Annotated in this window: 22 protein-coding genes; 11 read left to right on the top strand and 11 right to left on the bottom strand. The window is 66.4% G+C overall.

The window, feature by feature from the left end:
- Positions 1-2: 2 nt before the first annotated feature.
- From AXK60_RS07010 to AXK60_RS26825, 4 genes are read right to left on the bottom strand one after another with little or no spacing between them, the layout of a single operon-like run.
- Positions 3-1,913 (bottom strand): type IV secretory system conjugative DNA transfer family protein, encoded by a 1,911-nt coding sequence (locus AXK60_RS07010; RefSeq protein ID WP_068570358.1) that lies wholly within the window; start codon positions 1,911-1,913, stop codon positions 3-5.
- Positions 1,914-1,952: 39 nt separating this feature from the next.
- Positions 1,953-2,615 carry a hypothetical protein gene (locus AXK60_RS07005; protein ID WP_068570357.1) on the bottom strand — a complete coding sequence of 221 codons (663 nt, stop codon included), beginning with the start codon at positions 2,613-2,615 and terminating at the stop codon, positions 1,953-1,955.
- Positions 2,612-3,085 carry a hypothetical protein gene (locus tag AXK60_RS26830; RefSeq protein ID WP_068570356.1) on the bottom strand — a complete coding sequence of 158 codons (474 nt, stop codon included), beginning with the start codon at positions 3,083-3,085 and terminating at the stop codon, positions 2,612-2,614. Before AXK60_RS26830 ends, AXK60_RS07005 begins: the two co-directional genes overlap by 4 nt.
- Before the next feature lie 3 nt (positions 3,086-3,088).
- Positions 3,089-3,331, bottom strand: coding sequence for a hypothetical protein (locus AXK60_RS26825; protein WP_068570355.1), 243 nt, complete (start codon positions 3,329-3,331; stop codon positions 3,089-3,091).
- Between the two features lie 400 nt (positions 3,332-3,731).
- On the opposite strand from AXK60_RS26825, the gene AXK60_RS27920 reads away from it, so the two are divergent.
- Together AXK60_RS27920 and AXK60_RS06990 are read left to right on the top strand one after the other, a co-directional pair.
- Entirely contained in the window at positions 3,732-3,968 is a 237-nt protein-coding gene (locus tag AXK60_RS27920; protein WP_082777871.1) for a helix-turn-helix domain-containing protein, read from the top strand.
- Between the two features lie 94 nt (positions 3,969-4,062).
- On the top strand, positions 4,063-6,531 hold the full coding sequence (locus AXK60_RS06990; protein ID WP_068570354.1) for a hypothetical protein: 2,469 nt from the start codon (positions 4,063-4,065) through the stop codon (positions 6,529-6,531).
- Positions 6,532-7,074: 543 nt separating this feature from the next.
- On the opposite strand, the gene AXK60_RS06985 is transcribed toward AXK60_RS06990, so the two are convergent.
- The 6 genes from AXK60_RS06985 to AXK60_RS06955 all read right to left on the bottom strand — a co-directional run bounded on the left by AXK60_RS06985 (position 7,075) and on the right by AXK60_RS06955 (position 10,732).
- Complete coding sequence (locus tag AXK60_RS06985) at positions 7,075-7,419, bottom strand: hypothetical protein (RefSeq protein ID WP_068570353.1); 345 nt, start codon at positions 7,417-7,419, stop codon at positions 7,075-7,077.
- 109 nt (positions 7,420-7,528) lie between these two features.
- The gene (locus AXK60_RS06980; protein WP_139057793.1) at positions 7,529-7,888 is read right to left on the bottom strand and encodes a helix-turn-helix domain-containing protein; all 360 of its coding nucleotides are present in this window, start codon (positions 7,886-7,888) and stop codon (positions 7,529-7,531) included.
- Positions 7,885-8,079 (bottom strand): hypothetical protein, encoded by a 195-nt coding sequence (locus AXK60_RS06975; RefSeq protein WP_068570351.1) that lies wholly within the window; start codon positions 8,077-8,079, stop codon positions 7,885-7,887. The genes AXK60_RS06980 and AXK60_RS06975 overlap by 4 nt, the downstream gene beginning before the upstream one ends.
- Positions 8,076-8,354, bottom strand: a complete 279-nt coding sequence (locus tag AXK60_RS06970) for a hypothetical protein (RefSeq protein WP_068570350.1) — start codon at positions 8,352-8,354, stop codon at positions 8,076-8,078. Before AXK60_RS06970 ends, AXK60_RS06975 begins: the two co-directional genes overlap by 4 nt.
- Before the next feature lie 828 nt (positions 8,355-9,182).
- Entirely contained in the window at positions 9,183-10,253 is a 1,071-nt protein-coding gene (locus AXK60_RS06960; RefSeq protein ID WP_068982501.1) for an HIT family protein, read from the bottom strand.
- Complete coding sequence (locus AXK60_RS06955) at positions 10,250-10,732, bottom strand: TIR domain-containing protein (RefSeq protein ID WP_068570348.1); 483 nt, start codon at positions 10,730-10,732, stop codon at positions 10,250-10,252. Before AXK60_RS06955 ends, AXK60_RS06960 begins: the two co-directional genes overlap by 4 nt.
- 364 nt (positions 10,733-11,096) lie before the next feature.
- On the opposite strand from AXK60_RS06955, the gene AXK60_RS06950 reads away from it, so the two are divergent.
- Positions 11,097-11,321 carry a hypothetical protein gene (locus AXK60_RS06950; RefSeq protein WP_068570347.1) on the top strand — a complete coding sequence of 75 codons (225 nt, stop codon included), beginning with the start codon at positions 11,097-11,099 and terminating at the stop codon, positions 11,319-11,321.
- A gap of 159 nt (positions 11,322-11,480) precedes the next feature.
- Positions 11,481-13,340: a coiled-coil domain-containing protein gene (locus AXK60_RS06945; protein WP_068570346.1), complete on the top strand. Its 1,860-nt coding sequence runs from the start codon at positions 11,481-11,483 to the stop codon at positions 13,338-13,340.
- A 65-nt stretch (positions 13,341-13,405) separates the two neighbouring features.
- Here the strand turns inward: AXK60_RS06945 and AXK60_RS06940 are convergent, their stop codons facing one another.
- The gene (locus tag AXK60_RS06940) at positions 13,406-13,663 is read right to left on the bottom strand and encodes a hypothetical protein (protein ID WP_068570345.1); all 258 of its coding nucleotides are present in this window, start codon (positions 13,661-13,663) and stop codon (positions 13,406-13,408) included.
- Between the two features lie 266 nt (positions 13,664-13,929).
- Between AXK60_RS06940 and AXK60_RS06935 the strand changes: the two genes are divergently transcribed.
- The 7 genes from AXK60_RS06935 to AXK60_RS06905 all read left to right on the top strand — a co-directional run bounded on the left by AXK60_RS06935 (position 13,930) and on the right by AXK60_RS06905 (position 20,090).
- Positions 13,930-14,169, top strand: a complete 240-nt coding sequence (locus tag AXK60_RS06935) for a type II toxin-antitoxin system prevent-host-death family antitoxin (RefSeq protein WP_139057792.1) — start codon at positions 13,930-13,932, stop codon at positions 14,167-14,169.
- Positions 14,170-14,325: 156 nt separating this feature from the next.
- Positions 14,326-15,210 (top strand): hypothetical protein, encoded by an 885-nt coding sequence (locus AXK60_RS06930; protein ID WP_068570343.1) that lies wholly within the window; start codon positions 14,326-14,328, stop codon positions 15,208-15,210.
- 18 nt (positions 15,211-15,228) lie between these two features.
- Positions 15,229-15,897, top strand: a complete 669-nt coding sequence (locus tag AXK60_RS06925) for a vWA domain-containing protein (RefSeq protein ID WP_068570342.1) — start codon at positions 15,229-15,231, stop codon at positions 15,895-15,897.
- A gap of 44 nt (positions 15,898-15,941) precedes the next feature.
- A complete protein-coding gene (locus tag AXK60_RS06920; RefSeq protein ID WP_175399950.1) occupies positions 15,942-16,895 on the top strand; it encodes a protein phosphatase 2C domain-containing protein in 954 nt (317 codons plus the stop codon).
- A 770-nt stretch (positions 16,896-17,665) separates the two neighbouring features.
- On the top strand, positions 17,666-18,583 hold the full coding sequence (locus tag AXK60_RS06910) for a hypothetical protein (protein ID WP_068570339.1): 918 nt from the start codon (positions 17,666-17,668) through the stop codon (positions 18,581-18,583).
- A complete protein-coding gene (locus AXK60_RS26820) occupies positions 18,580-19,161 on the top strand; it encodes a hypothetical protein (RefSeq protein ID WP_175399949.1) in 582 nt (193 codons plus the stop codon). Before AXK60_RS06910 ends, AXK60_RS26820 begins: the two co-directional genes overlap by 4 nt.
- A gap of 173 nt (positions 19,162-19,334) precedes the next feature.
- On the top strand, positions 19,335-20,090 hold the full coding sequence (locus AXK60_RS06905) for a hypothetical protein (RefSeq protein ID WP_068570338.1): 756 nt from the start codon (positions 19,335-19,337) through the stop codon (positions 20,088-20,090).
- Positions 20,091-20,250: the final 160 nt, after the last annotated feature.

Raw genomic sequence — 20,250 nt, 5'->3', positions numbered from 1 at the left:
TCCTACTCGAAAATGTCGCTGAGGCTGGTGGGTGCTGCGGGCCGCGCAGCGGGTGGTGGGGAAGTCGGTGGAGGCGGTGCGGGCTTGCTCATCGGCTGCACTGCGGGCACGGGCTCGGGATCGTCCGCCCAGCCGAGACCGCCGCTGTCACTGACCTGTACGCGCCCCGTGTACGCGGGGCTCGCGGGGTCAAGGTGGGTGCGGTCGGCACGCGGACCCGAGCGCGAGTCCAGCGGGACCACGGACATGTCACGTAGCGCCGCGATGCTCTGAGCGCGGTAGTCGGGGGAGGTGAAGTCCACCGCCATACGTGGGTGGAGCTGGGGCAGCGCAGTGAGGGCGTCGGCGGTCGCGGTCCAGGCGGTGCGCACGTCGGGGGTCGGGGCGCTGTCCAAGCTCATCGAGCCTGGGCTGTACTGCCAGTACGTCTGCACCAGGCGGACCTCGCGGGTGTCGGGGTCCACGACCATCGCGCGGCCCTTCGCGCTCTGCGGGATCATGCCGCCTGCCTCGGCGGCGGCTTCACGCACAGCCTCGGGGAAGCCGAACCTCAACGTTTGCTCGCTCGGCTGTCCCAGCGCGACAAGCGTCTTGAGGTTCTCCTGCCACGAACCCGGAATCGTGTCGGCGCGCAGCTCCTGCGTGCTGAGCACCATGTGCACGCGGGGCTCGCGTCCGACGCGGAGAATCTCGGCGATGTCGCTCTGGAAGCTCGCGACGCCCTTCTTGTCGTGCTCCTGCAAGCGGGCCGCGACGGTCGCGAACTCGTCGAGGATCACGACGATGGGGCTGAATCGGCTGTACGGATCGGTGTCCCCGAGCGCTTTCTCGCGCTCGGCGACGGCGACGCGGCGTTGCATCTCCTGGCGCAGCGCAGCGACCATGATCACGATGTCGTGGTCCGTCGAGGCGACCATCTGCACGCCGTGGACGGTGCGCAGGGCGCTGTAGTCCGATCCCTTGCCGTCCCCGAGCCATACGCTCGCACCAGCGAGTACGGCATCCGAGACGATGCCCCTCACCAGGACTGATTTGCCGCCGCCTGTGCTGGCGACCAGCAGCATGTGCGGCTGGATGCGCGGGGTCCAGCCTGCGACGGTGCCGTACGGATCGACGCCGAGCGGGACCGTCCACGAGGGATAGTGCGCAAGCACCGCAGCCATGCTGTCCACTACGGCGCGGAGCGGGGTCGCGACGGCGAGCGGGAACTGCGGGGCGACATCGTGCCAGGACAGCGCCACGATGTCGGGCTTGATCTGCTCCACCGTCATCGCGGGCGCGTGGAGCAGCGAACGGAGCTGGGAAAGCTGCTTCTGCCACTGCGGGAGTCCCTGCCCCGCGAGCATCTGCACGGCGATGCTGATGCCGTCGCGCTCGCGCTTCACGGCGAGCAGGGTGGGGCTGTGCATCACGATGCCCTCGGGCGTCTGCTCCTGCTTGCCCAACCCAGCGTGTGCCCAGAACTCCACCGCCGCAGCGGTCTCCATGAGCTGCGGCGCGCGGCGCTCAAGCTGCTCGGGCAGAAGGTGCCAGTCCGCCAAGCCGTTTTCGGACAGCTCGCCGTCCACGTCCACGCGGGCGATGCGGTGCGCGAGCGGGGGCTGCCCGATGAGGGTGCGGGCGGCGCGCTCGGCGGCGATCTGCTGGCTCAGCTCCGCCTTGTCCACCATGCCGCCCGTGACCACGAAACCGTGCCCTTCACGGCGCACATCCCAGACCTTGTTGTAGCCGAAAACCGTGCCAACCAGGCGATCTGCCTGCTGGTCCACCGTCTTCTTGTCCGCGCGGTGCGTGGCGGACAGCCAGAGCGTGATCTGCTCGGAGTCCCGCCACACGCGGGTCACCGCCAGCTCGGTCACGTTGACGGCGAGCAGCGCGGCGTTGGCGCGCTTCACATCACGGCGCATGGACATGTCGGTCGGTCTCCTCTCGGTGCGGGTAGGTCGGGCGGGCTATGCCCAGGGGTTGTGATCGGGTTCGGTTGGGGCGTACTGGTGAGGCTCGGCGTACGGGCTGTAGGTGTCCCCGCCCTCCTGCCACGAGCCCTCCTCGCGGTGCACATCGCGGGCGTGCGCACGCTCACGGCGGTCGGCGCGGACGCGACGGTAGATCACGTAGCCGATGACGCCTGGGATGCCGAAGATGCAGACGAAGCCCATCGCCAAGCTCAGCAGCGTGCTGAGCAACCCGCTGATCGCGCTCCCGATTCCGCGCTCGCTGCTCGATGCCTGCTGGGCAGGGGCGGCTGTGGCGGTCGGGGTCGCGGTCGTGGGGATCGGCTTGCCCTGCGCCTCCGCCTCGCGGAGGTCATCGGCGCAGCTCTCCACGCGCCACTTGTCCAGCGGCTTGTCCAGCTCCAAGTGGCACGCGCCTGGGTATGTGACCGCGATGTCCGACCCGTACGCCGTGCAGGTGGCACGGTTGGTGCCTCGCGCTACGCACGCCTCCTCGGCGGCTGCGGCTTGCTGCCGAACTGCTGCCGCCCGAGCGAGGCTGGGGTCCGATACCGCTGTCGCGTTGGCGGGCTGGCTCGATCCACCGTCGCACCCCGCGAGCGCAGGCACGGTCAGGACCGCGAGCAGGGCGACGGCGGCGATGTGCTTGCGCGTGGTCACTTTCCACCCCCAGCGGGCATGTGCTGCACGTACAGCAGAGCGATGCCGCACGCGCCCACATCAGGCGCGGTGTCCTGGCGCTCGGCCTCGACGATGCAGCGGCTCGGGAGGCCGCTGCGCTGTGCATCCCGTGCGGCGCAATAGCGGAGGTAGTCGCCCGTCTGCTCGCACTGCTCGTCCCGCGTGCGGTAGTCGCGGATGATCAGCTCGCCCATGCTGATCGCGTCCCGTGCGGACCACGGCAGCGCTCCGCGCTCGTGCATCTCGTGCACCATGTCCGCGACGGACAGGCGGTCGGTCCCGTCCGCGCGCAAGGGCGCGGGCGCGGGGATGGACGGCGACGCGGGGATGGTCGAGAAGGTGGGCGTGGGCGTGGACGAGGACGGTCCCCCGTCCGATGGCCCGCACGCGGTCAGGGCGAGCGCGAGGCCCGTCCCGACCACGGCGGTGCCGAATGGCTTGGTGCGCATGGGTTATCGGACCTTCCGCAGCTCGGCCTTGAAGGCGTCCAGACGGGCGATGATCCGAGTGATGTTGATTTCCGCCTCCATCCCGCCCTCAGCGGGGACGAACGTTCCCGCGAAAATCGGGTCGGCGCTGGGGGTTTCGACGCCGTGCTCATCACGGGTCGGCGCGGCGGCGGACCAGATGTGGTCAGCGAGGGCGGGGAGCTGCTCGGTGAGTTCGGACTTGGTGACGAAGCGGCGGAGGGACATGTGTCGGGTTCCTGTCTCGATGGGCGGTCTGTGTGATCGCGCTGTTCTGATGTGTCACTAACAATGTACGACTACCCGAACAGGTGTACAACCACGAAATCCCTGTTCAGACCCACTACACGCGCTCGGGCGTGGCGCAGCGTGTCGTACAGATGTACTAACGAACAGAGTCAACCGTCCGCGTCCGCTATCCGAGATTCGGGCGGGCAGGGGCGGCGACGTGCAGGGATGTGGTCACGGGCGTGATCTGGGATTTGGGCAGGGTCGCGGAGGGGGTTAGGACGGTCCCCTCGTGTCTGAGAAAAGTGTGTGAATCCATTTGTGCCCCATCGCGACACGCCGACACGCGGTTGCGTGTCGCGGATGGCATGGACTGGTCAACGTGCGCTAGACATGAGGTATGGAAATCGGACACGCACATGAATCACGCCGGGCTACAACAGGTCACGTCACCGTGGCGGGCGCGGAGCAGGAGACAGGTATCAATCGGCGCACGATCCAGCGTGCGATCTACAGCGGTGCACTGCGGGCGTATCGCCCTGGCGCGCAGAAGCTGTGGATTGCGCGGGCTGACCTAGACGCCTGGCTCGCTGAGCGAGTGGTCGCACCGACACAGGCGCATCACGGAGCGGCTTAGCGCCGCAGCCTCTGCTCTCCACCCCTGGAAAGCAGAAAAGCCGCCTGGCAGGGCGGCTCTCCTAGAAAAACATTCCCCTGTGAAAGGAACTACGTTGTCCAGCAACGATAACACCAGCACCCCCGCGCGCTCCACTGACACACACGCGCGCGTCTACGACCACCCGATCACCCTCGCGGACTTCGACGCGGAGGCCGCGTGCATGATCGACCAGGACACGGGCGCACTCACCGAGCCTGTCGTGATCGAGCCTGTCCCCGCGCACGGGCTGTGCGCGCCGCACAAGGCGGTGGAGGCACCCTCGCAGACGGCAGCAGTCGCGATCTGCGCGTCCGCGCTCGACATCGCGGATGTGTGGAAGGTCCGCGCGCTCGTCCTGGACCCCGCGATGGACGGGTACGCGGTGACCGATGAGGTGCTCGATACCGCTCACGCCGCGTTTCTCGCCCAGCCAGGCATCACGGCGGGGTACCTCACGTGCGTCACGGACCCCGCTCTCCGCTACGTGCTGATCGGCGGGCTGATGCGACTCGTGCGTGCCGACGCGGACGACGCCGCGTGGGATGCGCTGCTGGACGCGAAGAACTCCCCGATCCTGACCGCCGACGAGGCTGCCGACCTCCGCTCGCGGATGGACGGCGAGGTGGAGGAGTGGGCTCGCGAGCTGTTCGCGGAGGCGGATGAGATGCGCCGCGAGGCGGCGGCTGCGGGCGGTCACGACGAGTACCAGGCACAGCGGGCGTGGGAGGCGGCAGCAGAGGCACTCACCACGGTGATCGGAGCACCCGATTGGGGCGCGCAGGCGCGCCACCAGGAGCAGCGGCACGCCGAGCTGCTGCGCGAGGCACTGGCGGAGGTGTCGACCGTCGCGGATATCGCGACCGGCAACGACGATGAGGAGACCACAGTGAGCGCCGCCGACGGCTTCGACGAGGCGGAGTTCGAGCGCCTGTACGGCAAGGACGCCTTGGGGGTGGAGCCTGACTACGCGCACCCACCCGTGCATCCCGACGACGTGCCCACGTCCGACCCTGCTGCTCTCGGCACCCCCGTGCCGCACACGGTGTGGGTGAAGCTCAACCGCGCTGAGCGCCGCCTCGCGATCAAGCGGTGGCGCGAGACCATTGCAGGTGACACGAACCCGTTCGACCCCGAGCTTTACCCCCTCGGACACCCCTCCGAACCCGCCCTGGTGCGGAAGATCGTGGAGGGCGCGGACTGGACGCGCGCGATCTTCCACCACGCTCGCGGTCGGCGGTCGGCGAACCCCGTGGGAGCTGTCTTGGTGGAGTTGATCCGCACAGGCATGGCGTGCCCACCCGATTTCGGACCGTACGAGGGCGTGCCCCTGAGCACCTTCGTGGTGTTCCTCGGGCGCGCGGGATCGGGCAAGGGGCAGACGATGGATATGCCGCGCCGCCCGTGGGCAGCGCTCACCCCGCAGATCACGTGGGCGGACAAGGGGTGGGCACCGCCGACGATGAAGGGGTACCAGCTCGGTTCCGGACACGCATTCTCCGCGCTCTTGCAGGAGGAGTACGAGGACGGCGAGGGCAAGAAGCAGGTACGCCCGAAAGACCCCGCAGCGGTGCTGCTGTGGGAGACGGAGATGTCCGCGTTCTTCAAGCGGGGCAAGGGCGATAGCTCGACGTTGATCCAGACCGCGCTGCAGGCGTGGTCGATGGAGAGCGTGGGAACCGTCTCGATCACCAACGGTGACCGCACGGCGGGTGTAGACGCCGAGGGACGACGTGAGGCGTACAGCACGTTCCTCGCGGGCGGCTTGCAGCCGAAGATGTCGTGGGAGTTCCAGCAGAGCGAGTCCGTCGGCTTCCACCAGCGCTTCGTCAAGACGGCGGTGCCCGACCCGATGAAGCACGTACACAGCCCCGCAATCGGGGCTGTGAAGGTGCCCGCTGATTTGCACCTCAAGCTCGATCCCGCCACGGTGGCGACCTTCACCCTCTGCGACGAGATTGCGGAGGCGCAGGCGCAGGGCGAGGTGCTGTCGTCGCGCGACACGGGCGACCCGTTGGAGGACATCGAGTCGCACATGGTCATGGTGCGCATCCGCCTCGCGTGCCTCTACGCGCTCCGTTGCGGGCGCACGAGCGTGACGTTCGATGACTGGGTGTGGAGCGGCTGGGTCATGGAGCATTCGCGGCGCAGCGTCGCGTACATGGAGGCTGCTTTCGAGCGCTACTCCAAGACTGCCGAGGGGAAGATCGCGCTGCGCAAGGGCACTGCTCGGCATATCGAGCAGCAAGCTCCGAAGATTCAGGCGAATAACGCCGCGAAGATGGCGCTCCCCGCGTTGTCGGAGGCGGGTGCGGAGGGGCTGCCCGAGGCGCAAGTTCTCCGTGCAGCTCTGGGGCGCGGCCCGTCAGCGGCTCAGGTGCGCGCGGGCGCGGCTCATCCGCACCAGGTGCTCGGCGGTGAGGTTCTCGGCGTCCTGCGGGCGCTGGGCTGCACCAGCGTCGTGCGGGGGCGTGGAACCCGCTGGTACGCGCCAGGATGCGCTCCTCGGGCGACGCTCACCCCCGTGAAGCTCGCAATGGGGTGATCGCGCCCCTGGATCGCGCCCCTGAACAGCCCCCGAGCGCAGTGCTCGGGGGCTGTTTTCTGCCATCTGCGCCATTTGCGCGGCGCAGTTGGCAGGCAGCTCGCGACGTTGTTGCTGGTCAGAGGGATATTGGCGCAAATGGCAGCAATTGGCAGGTCCGTGACAACCCCGCGCGGAGGAGCGCGGAGGGGCATGAAGCTGAGTCCGCACAGCTCTCCACTCTCCCCCGTACGTACGACCCCCTCTTTTGCTTTACTAACATGAATATCTGCACAGCTGCGAGAGGAGGCTGGGAGGGCGGTTCGGAGGGCTGGCGTTGCGCACCTGCCAATTGCGCCAACTGCTGCCAACATCCCTCCTACCAGTGGTGATACTCAGATGGCGCTGCCAACTGCGCCGCGCAAATGGCGCAGTTGGCAGAAACTCGTGCCTCGTCCCCGCTGTGAGGGGCTCCACCGCCGTGCGGCGGGCTCCCAACGAAGGCTGCACGATGGGAAGCAGTGATGCACTATCGTGAAGAATTGAGCGTTCCGAGCGGAGTGCTCAGCCGTCTGCGCTCCCGTCCCACTCCCTCCACCACCCGCACGACGCCTCCGCCGCGTCCACCGTCATCCCCGTGTCCGCGAGCACCAGCTCCACCCGCAGCTCGCCCCCGTCCAGCGCCACGCGCACGCTCGGCCCATGCGCCAGTCCGTCCGTCACCGCGTCCATGATCATCTCCGCGATGCTCGGACATGATGTGTCGGACGGATCATCGGACATGATGTGCGGACCGAGCAGCGCGACCAAGGCGGCGGGCATGTTGCACGCGCTCCACAAGCCCCACGATGCCTCTTCTGGCAGCCACTCCGCCGCGATGTAATCGCCCGTGATTTGCCTCGTGAGCACGCCCCGTTTCCACAGCGAGATTGTGCACACAGCCCACTCGGCATAAGCCCCACATTCAGGTTGAATTACGTCCTCCTGGATGTACGGATTACAGCACCATTTCGCGTCCCTACACACGCCACGGCTCCCGTCCCTCTAGCTGCGCCACCGTCGTGAACAGCGCGCAGGCGATGTCCACGAGCTGCTCCTCCGTCGCCGTCGCGCTCCCGTCCTCGATCATTTCCAGCTCGACTTCGTACATGCCCACCAGCTCCGCCAGGTCCGCCACGCTCATCCTCAGCCGCTCCCGCTGATGGCGGATGCGCAGCACGCGGTGCCCCGTCCAGCGGTGCGCACGGGCGAACCGCTCGTGCCGCTCCCGCGCCGACGCACGCACGCGCATGACGTACTCCCTGTGCGTGGGCTCGACCGCCCCCAGCTCGGCGCGGTGACGCATGAGCCGTTCCACGTCGGGCGGGAGCGCGGTCACCCCCACCCGTTCTCCGCCATGTGCACCAGCTCGTCCCCGAGCGCCTCCGCCAGCTCGGTTTCGCCCGCCCGCTGTGCCCACGTCCGCAGCAGCGCCACGCTGCGCGGCACGGTGCAGGTCCAGCGCATGTACGGGGTGACGACCACGCCCACGCTCCCGTCGGGGCGGCGGACGACCTCCCAGCGCCTCACGCGGCACCCCCGACCATGCGCGCGGGGTGTCCCTGCGCGGCATCGTCGCAGGTCGCTCGGGTTATCGCGCCCTCTGACCTGGCGCATCCCCGCACCGCCAGCGCCGCCCCGACCGTGCCCGTGTCCACGTGCCATTCCCCGTCGATGAGCGAGCCCTCGATGATCCCGCCGCGCAGCAGCGCCACGTACAGAGCGGGGGAGCCGCCCAGGATGCGTGCGGCGTCGGTGACGGGGGTGAGGTGATCGGCGGGGGTGTCGGGAGCTGTGCTGGACATGCCCTTGATCGTGGTCGGATCAGGGCGGCGTGTGGGCGGGGGTGGTGTCACGTCCTCGGAGCATGTTCATGCAGGTGGGGAGGGGGTTGGCGGCGTGGCCTATCCCTCTCCGAGCCCCAGCGCATGTGCTCGACGCTCCGTACCCCGCCGCACCACGCTGCTCCACCTCGCTGCGCAACGCGGTGCAGCGGCGATCGCGACGGGGATCGTGCGGGGGCGTCGTCGGACCTCCAAGTTAGCGTCGCGGTTGTCACCCTGGATGCACTCATGATGGTCTCCATGCTGTGCGGCACCCACGCTGCGCAGAACGGAGACCAACCATGACTGATGGCACGCCGATGCGCGACGCCCGTCCGAATGACGGGCGTCCACCACGGCAAGGGCTCGTTGACCCCCGCATCCTCGCTGCTATGGACGACACAGACCGCGAGAGCGAGCAGGCAGGCCATGCCGCCGAGGAGAGGGTCGAGGCCGCGTCAGGGTTCTTGGAGCAAGAAGAGGCCGCGCCTGAGCCCCCGTCCTCGCTCAAGTCCAAGCCGATGCCGCCAATGCCGAGCACCGCACCCGCCCCTCAGCCGCCTCGCGCGTCGTCGCCCGTGGCGCGAGAGGCGATTGCGAGGATTCTGGGTCAGGAGCCGCCTTCACAGGAGTAGTCCCGAGCCCGTCTCCCAACCGACAGTTTGCGGAGCAGGTTTCGTCGCCCCGTCCGCGCAACTCAGTCCCGCGAGTCGCTGCGGATGAGGCATGCCCGAGAGCGCCGCCGTGGTTCCTGGGCTCCACAGGCAGAGTCGATCACGACTCGATGGATGCGACGGAACGCCTAGACCCTCAAGGAGTCGGCGAGCCTGGCGGCGGGGTCTGTTTGGTCGGGGGAGTGGGGGTCGGAGTGGTCGGGGACGTCTCTCTAACGGGAGCCGTTGAGGAGGCATATGGCGGTGGCGGAGCAGGAATTGGAGGCGCGACGCTGGGGGTTACTCGCGAGACGAACGTGACGATCAAGATCGCGAGCCCTACGAGTACGAGAGCGCCATAGAACGGGAGGATCGACCAGGATCGCCACACGTCCCACGGAGGGAACCAGCCCTTGACGCGTTCCCAGAGGGCAGCCCACCAATCAGGAGGCTCTTCGTCGCCTTGACCTGGCTGGGAGGGTGCAACAGCATCAGCGGGATTCAATGTGAACGGTGGCAGAGGTCGCAGCGATTGTCCTGCGACTCTGTACAGTTCGCGGAACTCGCGCTCGGTGCGTAGATAGTTGGCATCCAGGTACGAGAAGAGCAGCACAGCCGCGATGCCTACGAGCGCAACGCCCCAGGCTCCCTTCGTAGCGGCGTAGCCGAATGCGGCGACGACAACGGGGAGGAGCCATCCCTTCGCCGCCGATGACGCGGCGGACATCCGCGTGATCACAGCCTGGATGTGGTCGAGGTGTTTCCGACGGTCTTCGTCACTAGGCTCCGACGACAGCGAATCCTGGTCGGCTTCGACAGAAACGATGCGAGCTAGCGCGGAGTCGATCTGCTCGGCGGTGAAATCGGTCTCGGGCCAGTCGAGCCCCATGCTGTCATCAGCCCACCTTGGAACGAGGTGTACGTGGAGGTGGTCGACAGTCTGCGTCGCGGCTTCGCCGTTTGACTGGATGACGTTGAGTCCCTCGGGTAGTAGTGCCGTGCGGATGACGTGCGCCAGGCGTATGACGACACGCGAAACGTGCACGGCGTCCTCGTCGTCGAGCGACCAGATATCGGGAACGTGGCGACGGGGGATGACGAGGGTATGTCCCAGCGTCGCAGGATCGAGGGGGAAGAACGCGACCACGTGCTCGTCGCGGTACACCTCGCGCGCCGAGCTGTCTTCACCGCGAGCTATGGCGCAGAAGTCGCAGGCGTCGGTGGTCATGCCCTCGTGTACGCCCCGTCGACCCACGAGACGATGTTCGTCAGGATCGAGTTATACGCCTGCTGGCTGTCGGCACCCGCAGGGTCATGAAGGCGCACGTAATTGGACATGTTCGTACCGTCCTTGAGGGCGATGTCGAACGGGTTGTTCCCTGCGTAATCGCTGCGTCGATTCTGATCGAGGAGCTTGTGGATGCGGATGCCGACCAGTGGTCGCCTGTTGTTCCATGCATGAACGATCTCGTGCTTGACCCAAGGTCGCGTTGAAGTCTGAGCACCCACGAGTACCACCACGGCGCTCTTGTACTTCATCTGCTGCTCGATCCAGGTCTTGATCGCAGCGTCGGATGTGCGACGGATACTCTCCCAATCTTGGGCGTTGAGGACGGGGGTTCCGTCGAGCTTCCCCATGTTGCGGATCATGTTCACCCGCCAGTTGTCGCGGTCGTAGTGGAAGCTGTAGAACACGGACTTCGCCATCGGAATCTCCCCTATCAGTGGGGCTCGTCTTCGACCCCGTAGCGGGGAGACTACAGCTCGGCACCGACACGGCTAAGGAACATCGGACGGGACGTGCGCTCCTCGCTGTTGCAGCCGTGGGCGGGGAAGCTCTCCGCGAGATCGCGCCGCCTATCCGAATCCGCGAGGTCTATGAGTGTGCAGGTCAAAGCGTTGCCGTTGCCGTCGTGGACCCACGGTCTGTGCACTTGACGTCTGGATGGCGTGCGGGGGAATGGGTCCGCCGTCGAACGCGCCGCGCTCGTTGAATCCACCGCCGCTCCTCCATGCTGCCCGTGTCGCTCGCGGCGTCGGATCGCGAGGGCACCTTCGAAAGGAGCCCGCAATGGGCACCAGCAACACCGTCGGCAGCTACACCGAGGAGGAGGCGCTCGATGCCTTCACCGTCGCACGTGAGGAGATGCTCGCCGTCGTCGGTGGCAACGCCGAGCTGCGCCACGAGCTGATCGTCGCCTGGCAGCGCGCCATCGTGAAGTGGGGCAAGAAGTACCGCAGCTCCGAGATGCCTCCGATGCCGTACCTCGGTGACGTGCTGCGTCAGGAGGCCTGACAGGCACGTTTCTGCGTGGACGACAGCACCCTCGGAAAGTGACCCGAGGGTGCTGTCGTTGCGTAGCCAACGAGCCCAGAACCTGCCCGACTTGTCCGACCCTGCGGCTACGGTATCGGGCGTGAGCGGGGTGGCACCGCTCGAAGAGGAGGCATCGGGATGGAAACGGGGTATCGCGCGATCCTGCGGCTCGACGACAGCACTAGCGCTGTTGGAGCCGCGGAGTCGGAGATCAGCTCGTGGCTTCGGGGCAAGCGGAAGAACGGCATCGAGGTCACCGAGTGGGACGGACCAGGGGAGTATCGTCTCGGCGAACGCGCGGACTTGTCCGTCGTGCACGGCGAGGAAGGGCTCGATGGGAGCCGCCGCCGCTTGTACCGTCTCCGCGAGTCGAACCCTGGCGGTACATGGACGGTCTCGGTGTATGCGTTCGACGTTCCTGAAGCACGATCAAACCGCCAGACGCTGGTCGTCGATGTGGGAACGGATGCCCCCGACGTGTACGGCGCGGTTTACAACACCGCACCTCCGACGCTGGTGAGGGACATCCTCTCTACGTATCCCGCGCGCGACGGTGCCACTCCGCTGACGGGCGAGCCACAGTTCGTGCACGGGGACGAGGTGGACGAAGTGTTCGCGGCGATCACAGACGACACGCGCACCGCGTCCGTCATCGTCGCGCCGATGCCGTGGGGGAACGAGTACGAATCCGACTGGCGCGAGATCGTGACCAGCCTGACCGTCGAGAGTGTCGGTGTGGCGTCTACCTACGTCCTCGATACCGAGGCGACCGAGGCGCTCGCCGCGCGGTTACCGCAATCGCACGTCGTGTCGAAGGGCGTGATCCGCACCTTCTCCCCGCGCGTAGCCCTCGACGTGGAGGGCGACCGCCTTCGGCATCGGATGCTCTTCCCCGACACCCTCGCCCGCGCGGTGAATTCGAAGAGCAAGAAGGTGTCTCGTGGGCTCGCGCGGCGGTTCGCGGAGTCCACCCGTTTGCGGTTCATAGAGCGCGAGCTGCCCACAGACGTGCGGCGCGGCATCGCGCTGCTCGAACGCGCGGAGACGACGGCGCACACTGCTCGACAGGTGGAACGTCACCGCGCCGAGATCGACCTCGCGTTCGCGGCGGATTCAGCCACTGAGATCGTCCACTTCCACCATGCCCTCGAAACTGAACCCCTTCGTATCCCGCTGGCGGTTCTGGTTGAGCGCTGGCTCGGACCCGACGTGGACGCGGATGCCGACGCTCTACGACGGTTGGGAGCGGAGCTGGATGCTCGCGACGCTGAGATCGCGATCCTCAAAGAGCAGGCCGACAAGGCGGCGAACTCCCGTGAAGAGCTTCGCGACGATCTTGAGGCTGCGAAGAAGCTGGCTGACGATATGCAACTGCTGGCGACCATCGCTGAGGATGGTGAGAACAAGACTGCCAAGGAACTGGCGACCCTGCGGCAGAGGATGTTCGAGGATGGGAAGGGTGATCTGACGTTCGTTGCGCCCGAGGAGGATATCTGGGACGCGCCTGGTGACATCGAGAGCTTGATTGCGCTGATCGCGCCAGGGTCGAACCACCCTGTTCACAAGCGAGTGGAGTTCACGGGCGATGAGAGCAAGGCCCTGGATATCGACAGGGGTGGTCTAGGGCTGCGGTACGCCCACGCGTTCTGGGAGTACGTCCGAGTGCTCTACGACTATGCCGAAGGCAAGCTCGCAGGGAAGGTCAGCGTCGGTGTGCACGCGTACCTTTCGGCGGATCATCTGCCTGGTCACAAGTGTGCTCCCGTTCGCCACGCACCTGACGAAAGTGATACGACCAAGCGGAACTGGGGGCACGAACGCGAATTCGCTGTGCCGAAGGAGGTGCACCCCAAGGAGAAGGTCCGCATGTATGCGCACTTCAAGCCGACGTGGGCGAACGCGTTCGCGCCGCGCATGCACTACCTCGACCACGTGGATGAGACAGGCAAGGTGTACATCGGCTACATCGGTAAGCACCTGACCAACACCAAGACGTAGCAGGACGGACACACAGAGCCCAGCTCCCGAACAGGGGAGCTGGGCTCTGTGCGTTGCGCGTCAGCTCAGCGGCACTCGAACTGCGTCCACATCAGCTTGTACGCGCCGCCTGTCCGCCCCTGCTCTTTCGCCTTGCGCCACGCGTCCTGCGTCGCTGCCTGCGGTCCGCCGCCGTAGCCGTCGTAGATGTAGTTCCCGAACATGACCCTGCTGTGGTACTGACACGTCTCCGCGTTCGCCGCCCCCGCAGCGACCGTGCCGAGTCCCGCCAGGACCGCCGCGCTCGCGATCACGCTCGCCGACACCCTCTTGATCTTGCTCATGTCTGTGTCTCCTCCCACAGCGGCGGACCCTCCCCAGGGTCGGGGACGTGACATCCTCCGCCGTCTCCGATTGAAGCATCGGAGCGATGATGGATGCCAGCGAGAATGGCAACGATCAGGTCTCGAAAGATATTAAGACCTTTAATGAAACGGAGGTCAACAATGGTCCTCGACGCCCGTCGGTTGGAGTGGATCGACCCTTCTGTTAAAGGGTGTCAAGTTTGCCGCTATCGTCCGAGGCGACACCGTACGGAAAGGGGTGGGCAGTGGGCGAAGCGCCGCGTTCGCCACGCGAAGTGCCGATGCACCTCGCCCGCGCCAAGCTGACCTACCTGGTGGAACAAGCCAGGTCAGCGCCCATACTGCTCACCCGAAACGGCAAGCCCATCGTCGCGCTCGTGCACCCCGAGGTCGTCGAGAACGCTGAGTCGGTGCATCGCAGTGAGCGGTCTGCTGTCCGAGCCAACCTCCTCGCCGCGTTGGCGATATTGGACGCCGAGAAATGATGCCCGAAATGGGCCCTGCGAACAGGTCTGACTCGCGTGATCGGACCTGCGAATTAAAGCTGGGCGCAAGCGGTCGCCAACCGCTGGAATCCACTATTCGTTTGGTTATCGCGCACGTCTTGCGTGATCGGACCTAGACCCGACAAGGAGCAAGGGATGTCCAACCTTCAGTTCGCCCCAGGCGAGACGGATGTCGTCCAGGAGAGTTTCAGTCCTTCCGTCATCCTCTTCTGGCTGCGCACCAGCGTCGGAGCGAGTTCCACACGCGTGGTCGCTCGCCAGACGAACAGCGCGCTCGGTCTCATCCCCCTGGGCAGCAAGGACATCGCCTATCCACTCTCCAACGTCGCAGGCGTCGGTGTGAACACGCGATTCCACCTCGGGCGGCTGGTGGCAGGAGTCATCAACCTCCTCATCGCCTACCCGTGCCTGTCGAACGCAACGTCCAGCGGGCTCCTCCTGGTCATCGGATTGATCTTCCTCGTCTTCGGTGTCGCAGCGTTGGTCAACATGTTCACTGCCACGCTCACCGTGCAGAACAACGGAGGCGGGGTGGCGGTCATCGGCGTCTCGATCCTCGAAAAGGCGAAGCTGGAAGCGCTGCGCGAGCAGATCAACCAGCGGCTGTTCGCTGACCAGGCGCTTCTCAGGCACAACCAGCACATGCAGGTTCAGAACCAGCAGCTCAGCGTGCAGCAACAGCAGCTCAACGCGCAGGTGATGCAGCAGTCTGCGTACCTGCAATCCCAGCAACCGCAGTCGGGCGCACCCGCTCCGCAGCCGCCCGCCGTCCCGCAGCGTCGATCACCGACAGGGTTCGACCCTGCGCTGCTTTCGGGTGGTACGTCGCAGGTTGCACCGCAGCCACCGTCCGCGCCGAGCCCGAAGGCGTACAGCCCGTCCTGGCAGGCACCCGCACAACCGAATCCGCCCCAGTCGTCAGCACCCACGCCGCAGCCTCCAACACCGCCGAGTGCACCGCCGCCGCAGCAGCCTCCGACGGGCACGCCGTCCACGAAGCCTTACAAGCCGAGCTACTGAGATCAGGAGAACAAGACCATGACTGAACCCCGAGGGACCGTCCTCCCCGTCTACTTCGTCGCCGACGAGTCGGGCTCGATGGGTCCGCACATCCACGAGCTGAACGATGGGCTGATCTCGCTGCTCGATGCGCTGCAAGCGGAGTCGTTCGCCGCCGCCAAGGTCCGCTTCTCCGTGATCGGCTTCGCCGATGACGCGCGCACCTACCTGGAACCCGCTGACTTGCGGTCCCTCCCCGCGATGCCTGTGTTGCAGCCGCGTGGGCTGACTTCGTACCAGTCCGCGTTCGACCAGGTGGGGTATCGCATCTCGGTCGACATCCCTGCGCTCAAGGCTGAGGGGTACCTCGTGAACCGTCCCGCTGTTTTCTTCCTCACCGACGGACTGCCGAACCCTAACGAGGACTGGCGCGCTGCTCGCGACTACATGCTCGCCCAACCCGCTGCCCCGAACGTGCTCGCGTTCGGCATCGGCGAGGCTGACGCGGGGATCGTCGCCGAGGTCGCGACCAAGGAGCAGTACGCGTTCATCGCGTCGAGGGGCGTGGACACAGGGGTCGCGATCTCCGAGTTCATCACGGCGCTCACGCAGTCCGTCATCAGCTCGGGCACGGCGCTGGCTTCGGGGCAGGGCGAGTTGCAGATGGAACAACCCGAAGGATTCTCTCTCGCAGTCGATCTGGTGTAGCCATGCGATTCAGGGGGAGTGACGATGTTGTTGTAGGTGAGCAGGTGACCGAGCCGCTGGACGCGGTGGGCGTGGAGAGCGTCGCGAGGACCGCCGTGCGGGGGACCATCTCGATTGCACCCATGATCGTCGGTGATCCGTCGCCGTTCGTCGAGCCCAAGCCGACCGCCCAGAAGTTCCGCTCGGCTCCGTTCCGACCTGACACGGTGATCGACGGGTGGAGCACGGAGCATGCGACGGTGCGAGCTGCGTCGCTGCGAGGACACCTGCACCGTTACAACGGCGCACCGCGCCAGGACGACGTAGCTGTGCACGCGCTCCCCACGGGACGGATAGTGGTCGCGGTCGCTGACGGAGTGTCGTCGGCGGTCCATGCGCACGTTGGAGCGACGACGGCTGTTCGTGCAGCGGTTCAATGGGTGAGCGCGAATGCCGCCGAGATCGGTGACGCCGTGGACTGGGACGAGATGTTCAAGTCCGCCGCGTGGGCGGTGGTCGATCAGGCGCGCTTGATCCTCGACCTCGACGAGCCGTCTGCCGAGGATGCTGAGCAGCACCTCGCGACTACGCTCGTCGCGGCTGTGATCGACCCCGCTGGGGAGGATGGGCTCATCGCTTCGGTCGCGGGCGTAGGGGATTCGGGCGCGTGGCTCCTGACCACCGACGGGGAGTACCTCCCGCTGATCGGCGGTAAGGCGGTGGGTGCGGACGGTCTCGCGTCATCGGCGGTATCAGGTCTTCCTCGGCTTCCCGACGAGATCGCCACTAACGCAGGACCAGTCGGTCACGGCGATGTCCTTCTCCTGGGAACTGACGGGATCGGTGACCCGCTCGGCTCAGGCAACGGCGGTGTCGGCGACCTGTTCCGCCAGGTGCTGCTCAGTGAGCAGTGCCCTTCGCTCGTCGAGTTCGCGCACGCCGTCGACTTCTCTCGCGAGACCTTCGACGACGACCGCACGCTGGTTGCGGTCTGGGTGCGGGGTCAAAGCGATGCGTAGGTCCGCACTGGTCGCCGCCGTCGCCACGACCGCGCTCGTACTGAGCGGGTGCGGCACTGCCCAGCCAACGCCGTCCGAGCTGGCGAGTGCGAGCGCCCAGGCAGCGGCGAACCAGGTCGAGCAGCTCATGCCTCGGGCACGCGCGAAGGCGCAGGAGGTCGCAGCGGAGGCGGAGTCGAAATGTGGTGCGAGCGCTGGGACAGTCCGCATGCCTTGCGAGTGGCTTGAGTACCCGACCGAGTGTCAGACGCCACCCGTGGACACCGATCGTTGCGCGCGTGCGCTGATCCGTGATCGGTACATCAAGTGAAGCGCCTGCGCGGCATGAGCACGGCGGCGAAGCTGCTGCTCTCCGTCCTGGCGACTGCGCTCGTGCTCGCGGTGCTCGTCGGCGGGGCAGCGGTCGGTGACGCGATCAGCGGGGAGCGGTGCCGTGCCGTAGCTGAGGGGACTGCTGTAGCGATCCGCTGCGAGTCGCGGACTGGATGGACACGCTGGCTCACCCACGGTGGAGCGGCATCGGTCATCCTCATCGCGCTGCTGGCAGGAATCCTCACCGCGACCGCGCTGTTCGCACGCAAGCCGACCAAGCGCCCGAAGTCGTTGCCTGCCCGTGCGGTTCCGTCTCAGCGTGTGCAGTCGAACCGGCCCATGCGGCAGACACCTGCATCGCCTCGTCCGATACCGCCCGCGCCGATTAACCCCACGTCATCTGACGTGCCCGTTGACCCGTACAGCCCTGGCGGCGCAACCTACCAGGAGGGACCGCGATGACATCGAACGCTGTCCCAGAGCAGGTCGCGATCCGAATCCAGCGCGACCAGCTCGGCGATCTCACGCGGATCAGTGCGGGCGGTCAGGGCGTCGTCTACGAAGCGCCCGCCGTGCGTAGGTCGGTTACGCAGGCGATGGTCTTCAAGGAGTACAAGCCAGCGGTCATCGCCCAGCTCGACGAGGATCTCCTTGCGGACATGCCCGCGTTCCTGTCCCGACTCCACGCCGTGCACGCCAAGGAGCTGATCGGCATGGCGGCGTGGAACTGCGCCGTCGTCGAGGACCAGGGGAAGATCGTGGGGTTCGTGATGCCCCGCATTCCGCCCGAGTTCTTCTGGACCATGACGACAGCTCGGGGCTCGAAGTCGCGGCTGGCGGAGGTTCAGCATCTGCTCAACGCCCCGTCGGTGCTGCACCAGCGCGGGCACGTCGTCACCGCTGAGCAGCGATACGCGCTGCTTCGGTCCGTCGCATACAACCTCGGTTTCTTGCACGACATCGGCGTGACCGTCGGCGATCTCTCGCCCAAGAACCTGCTGTTCTCCTTGCAGCCCAACGAGGTTCGCAGCTACTTCATCGACACCGACGCGATGGTGGTGCACGGGAAGAGTGCTCTGCCGCAGCTTGAAACCCCGACGTGGGAGGTGCCGCGTGGGGAGGAGCTGGGCACCGTCGCGAGCGACAGCTACAAGCTCGGATTGCTGGCGCTGCGCTTGCTCGTGGGTGACCAGGACGTGCGCGACCCGAGCCGACTACCCGCCCACGTCCCACCGCTCGTTCGCCAGGTGATCGCCGACGCGATCACCGCACCGCCCTACCGCCGACCACCGCCAGCCGCATGGGAGCGACCACTCTCGCAGGCGATCTCGCTTATGCGCGCACAGTACGGATCAACACCAGGAGTATCACGATGACCGTTCCGCCCGAAGAGCCCCAGTCGAACCGCCCGCCGTCAGGGGAGTACCGCCCGTCCTATGGAGCGGGTGCGCAGCGACGCTCGCAGGATCAGGGACAGCGCGCCGAACATGGTCGGGTCGAGGAGTCGTTCAGCAGCAAGGTTGAGGAGACACCGCACGTTGGTCGCCCGCAACGTAAGCGGCTGTTCGTCGCGGCGGCACTCGTCGCGGTTCTCGCGCTCATCGGCGGCGTCGGCGCGCTGATCTACTTCAACGTCCAGGCGGAGGCGACCGATGCTACTGCAAGGTCGTCCGCAGCCGCAGCAAGTTCATCCGCAGCGGCAGCATCATCATCGGCTGCTGCGGCGGCGCTGAGGGATCGAGCCCGTGCGGCTGCTCCTGCGCAGATCGCGCAGGCTGCGCGAGAACGCGCTGCGTGCGCGCCCAAGGACAGCGGTTCCTTGAGTGAGATGCAGGCGAACCTCTGCAAGCTCTCTGTGTCGGAGAAGTACGGGACGTGCGATCAGAGCGAGTCTCCCGAGCTGACCGTGGAGACCTGCGTGGAGTGGCTCATCGGGCAGGGAAAGGTGAAGTAGAAATGGGGAATCGGCGACGGAACCTTCTCCCCATCGCGGTCCTCATCGGGTCCGCAGCTCTCGCAGGCTGCTCGACCACCATCGCTGGAACCGCCGTGCCCGTGGGCGCTGGCGGTAGTACGTCTTCCAGTGGGATGGAATCGGTGAAGTGCGCTCCCGCCGACCCCGTTTCGATGGGGAAGATCGTCTGCGATACGCCATCCCTCAGCGGCACGAAGCAGGGCTCTGTCGTCCTCGCCGAGGGCACCGCTCTGCGGTTCGTCAACGGCGGCGGTCGCGAGATCGGAAAGAGCGTCCCTGTGCGGGGCACAGACAGGATCTGTGCGCTGTCGTTCTTTATGCGCGACGACAACGGCAACGTGTATGCCGCGTCGGGAAGTCACTGCGCCCCTGATGAGCTAATGGATTGGGTGAGCGACGCCTCTGATGCGACACCAACGAGTTCGGGAGTGCAGCCCATCAGGGGCTCGGACACGGTGACCACCACCGACGGCATCCTCGTGGGCAAGATCGTTGCCTTCCTCCGAACAACGAATGCCGAGGTTCTCAATATGTACTCCATTCCCGTGATCAAGCTGTCGCCCGAGTTGGCGAAGTCCGCTCACGCCACGGTGACGCGCATCGGTCCTGTGCGCGCGAACACCGAGGGCGAGTACCTTGGTCCTTCCTCGAAGGGGAAGTACGTGAAGGTCGAAGTGCGAACCCCCGTCTTGGAAGGAAACCCCGAGGGGGAGGGTTCGTACACCGTAAGACCCCCTGCGGGCTTCGGCATCGGTGCACAAGGCGACATCGGTGCTCCGCTCTTGCAGAACGGGGCGCTTACCGCAGTGGTGACCGACGAGTTTGGTGTGGACTCGATCTTCGATATACGCAAGTCCTTGGGGCAGGTGCCTGACGCTCCTGGGCTCAAGATTTCAAGCCTCAAGTAGTCCGACTGGCTCGGAGATGTGACACTCTCCGCCGTGACACCAGATGTGACACGCCGCGAGCTGCGCCGACCGTCGAGCCGAATCGGACATCCGCGCGGGTCCGTGATCTGTAGATGTGAGATGGCTGCCGCAGCCCCGACGCACAACTTATATACAAGGT

Origin of the sequence: Tsukamurella pseudospumae, assembly GCF_001575195.1 — a bacterium.
In the GTDB taxonomy this organism is placed as follows: domain Bacteria; phylum Actinomycetota; class Actinomycetes; order Mycobacteriales; family Mycobacteriaceae; genus Tsukamurella; species Tsukamurella pseudospumae.
Note: the sequence above shows the minus strand (reverse complement) of the source record. Positions and strands in the feature narration are given on the sequence as shown.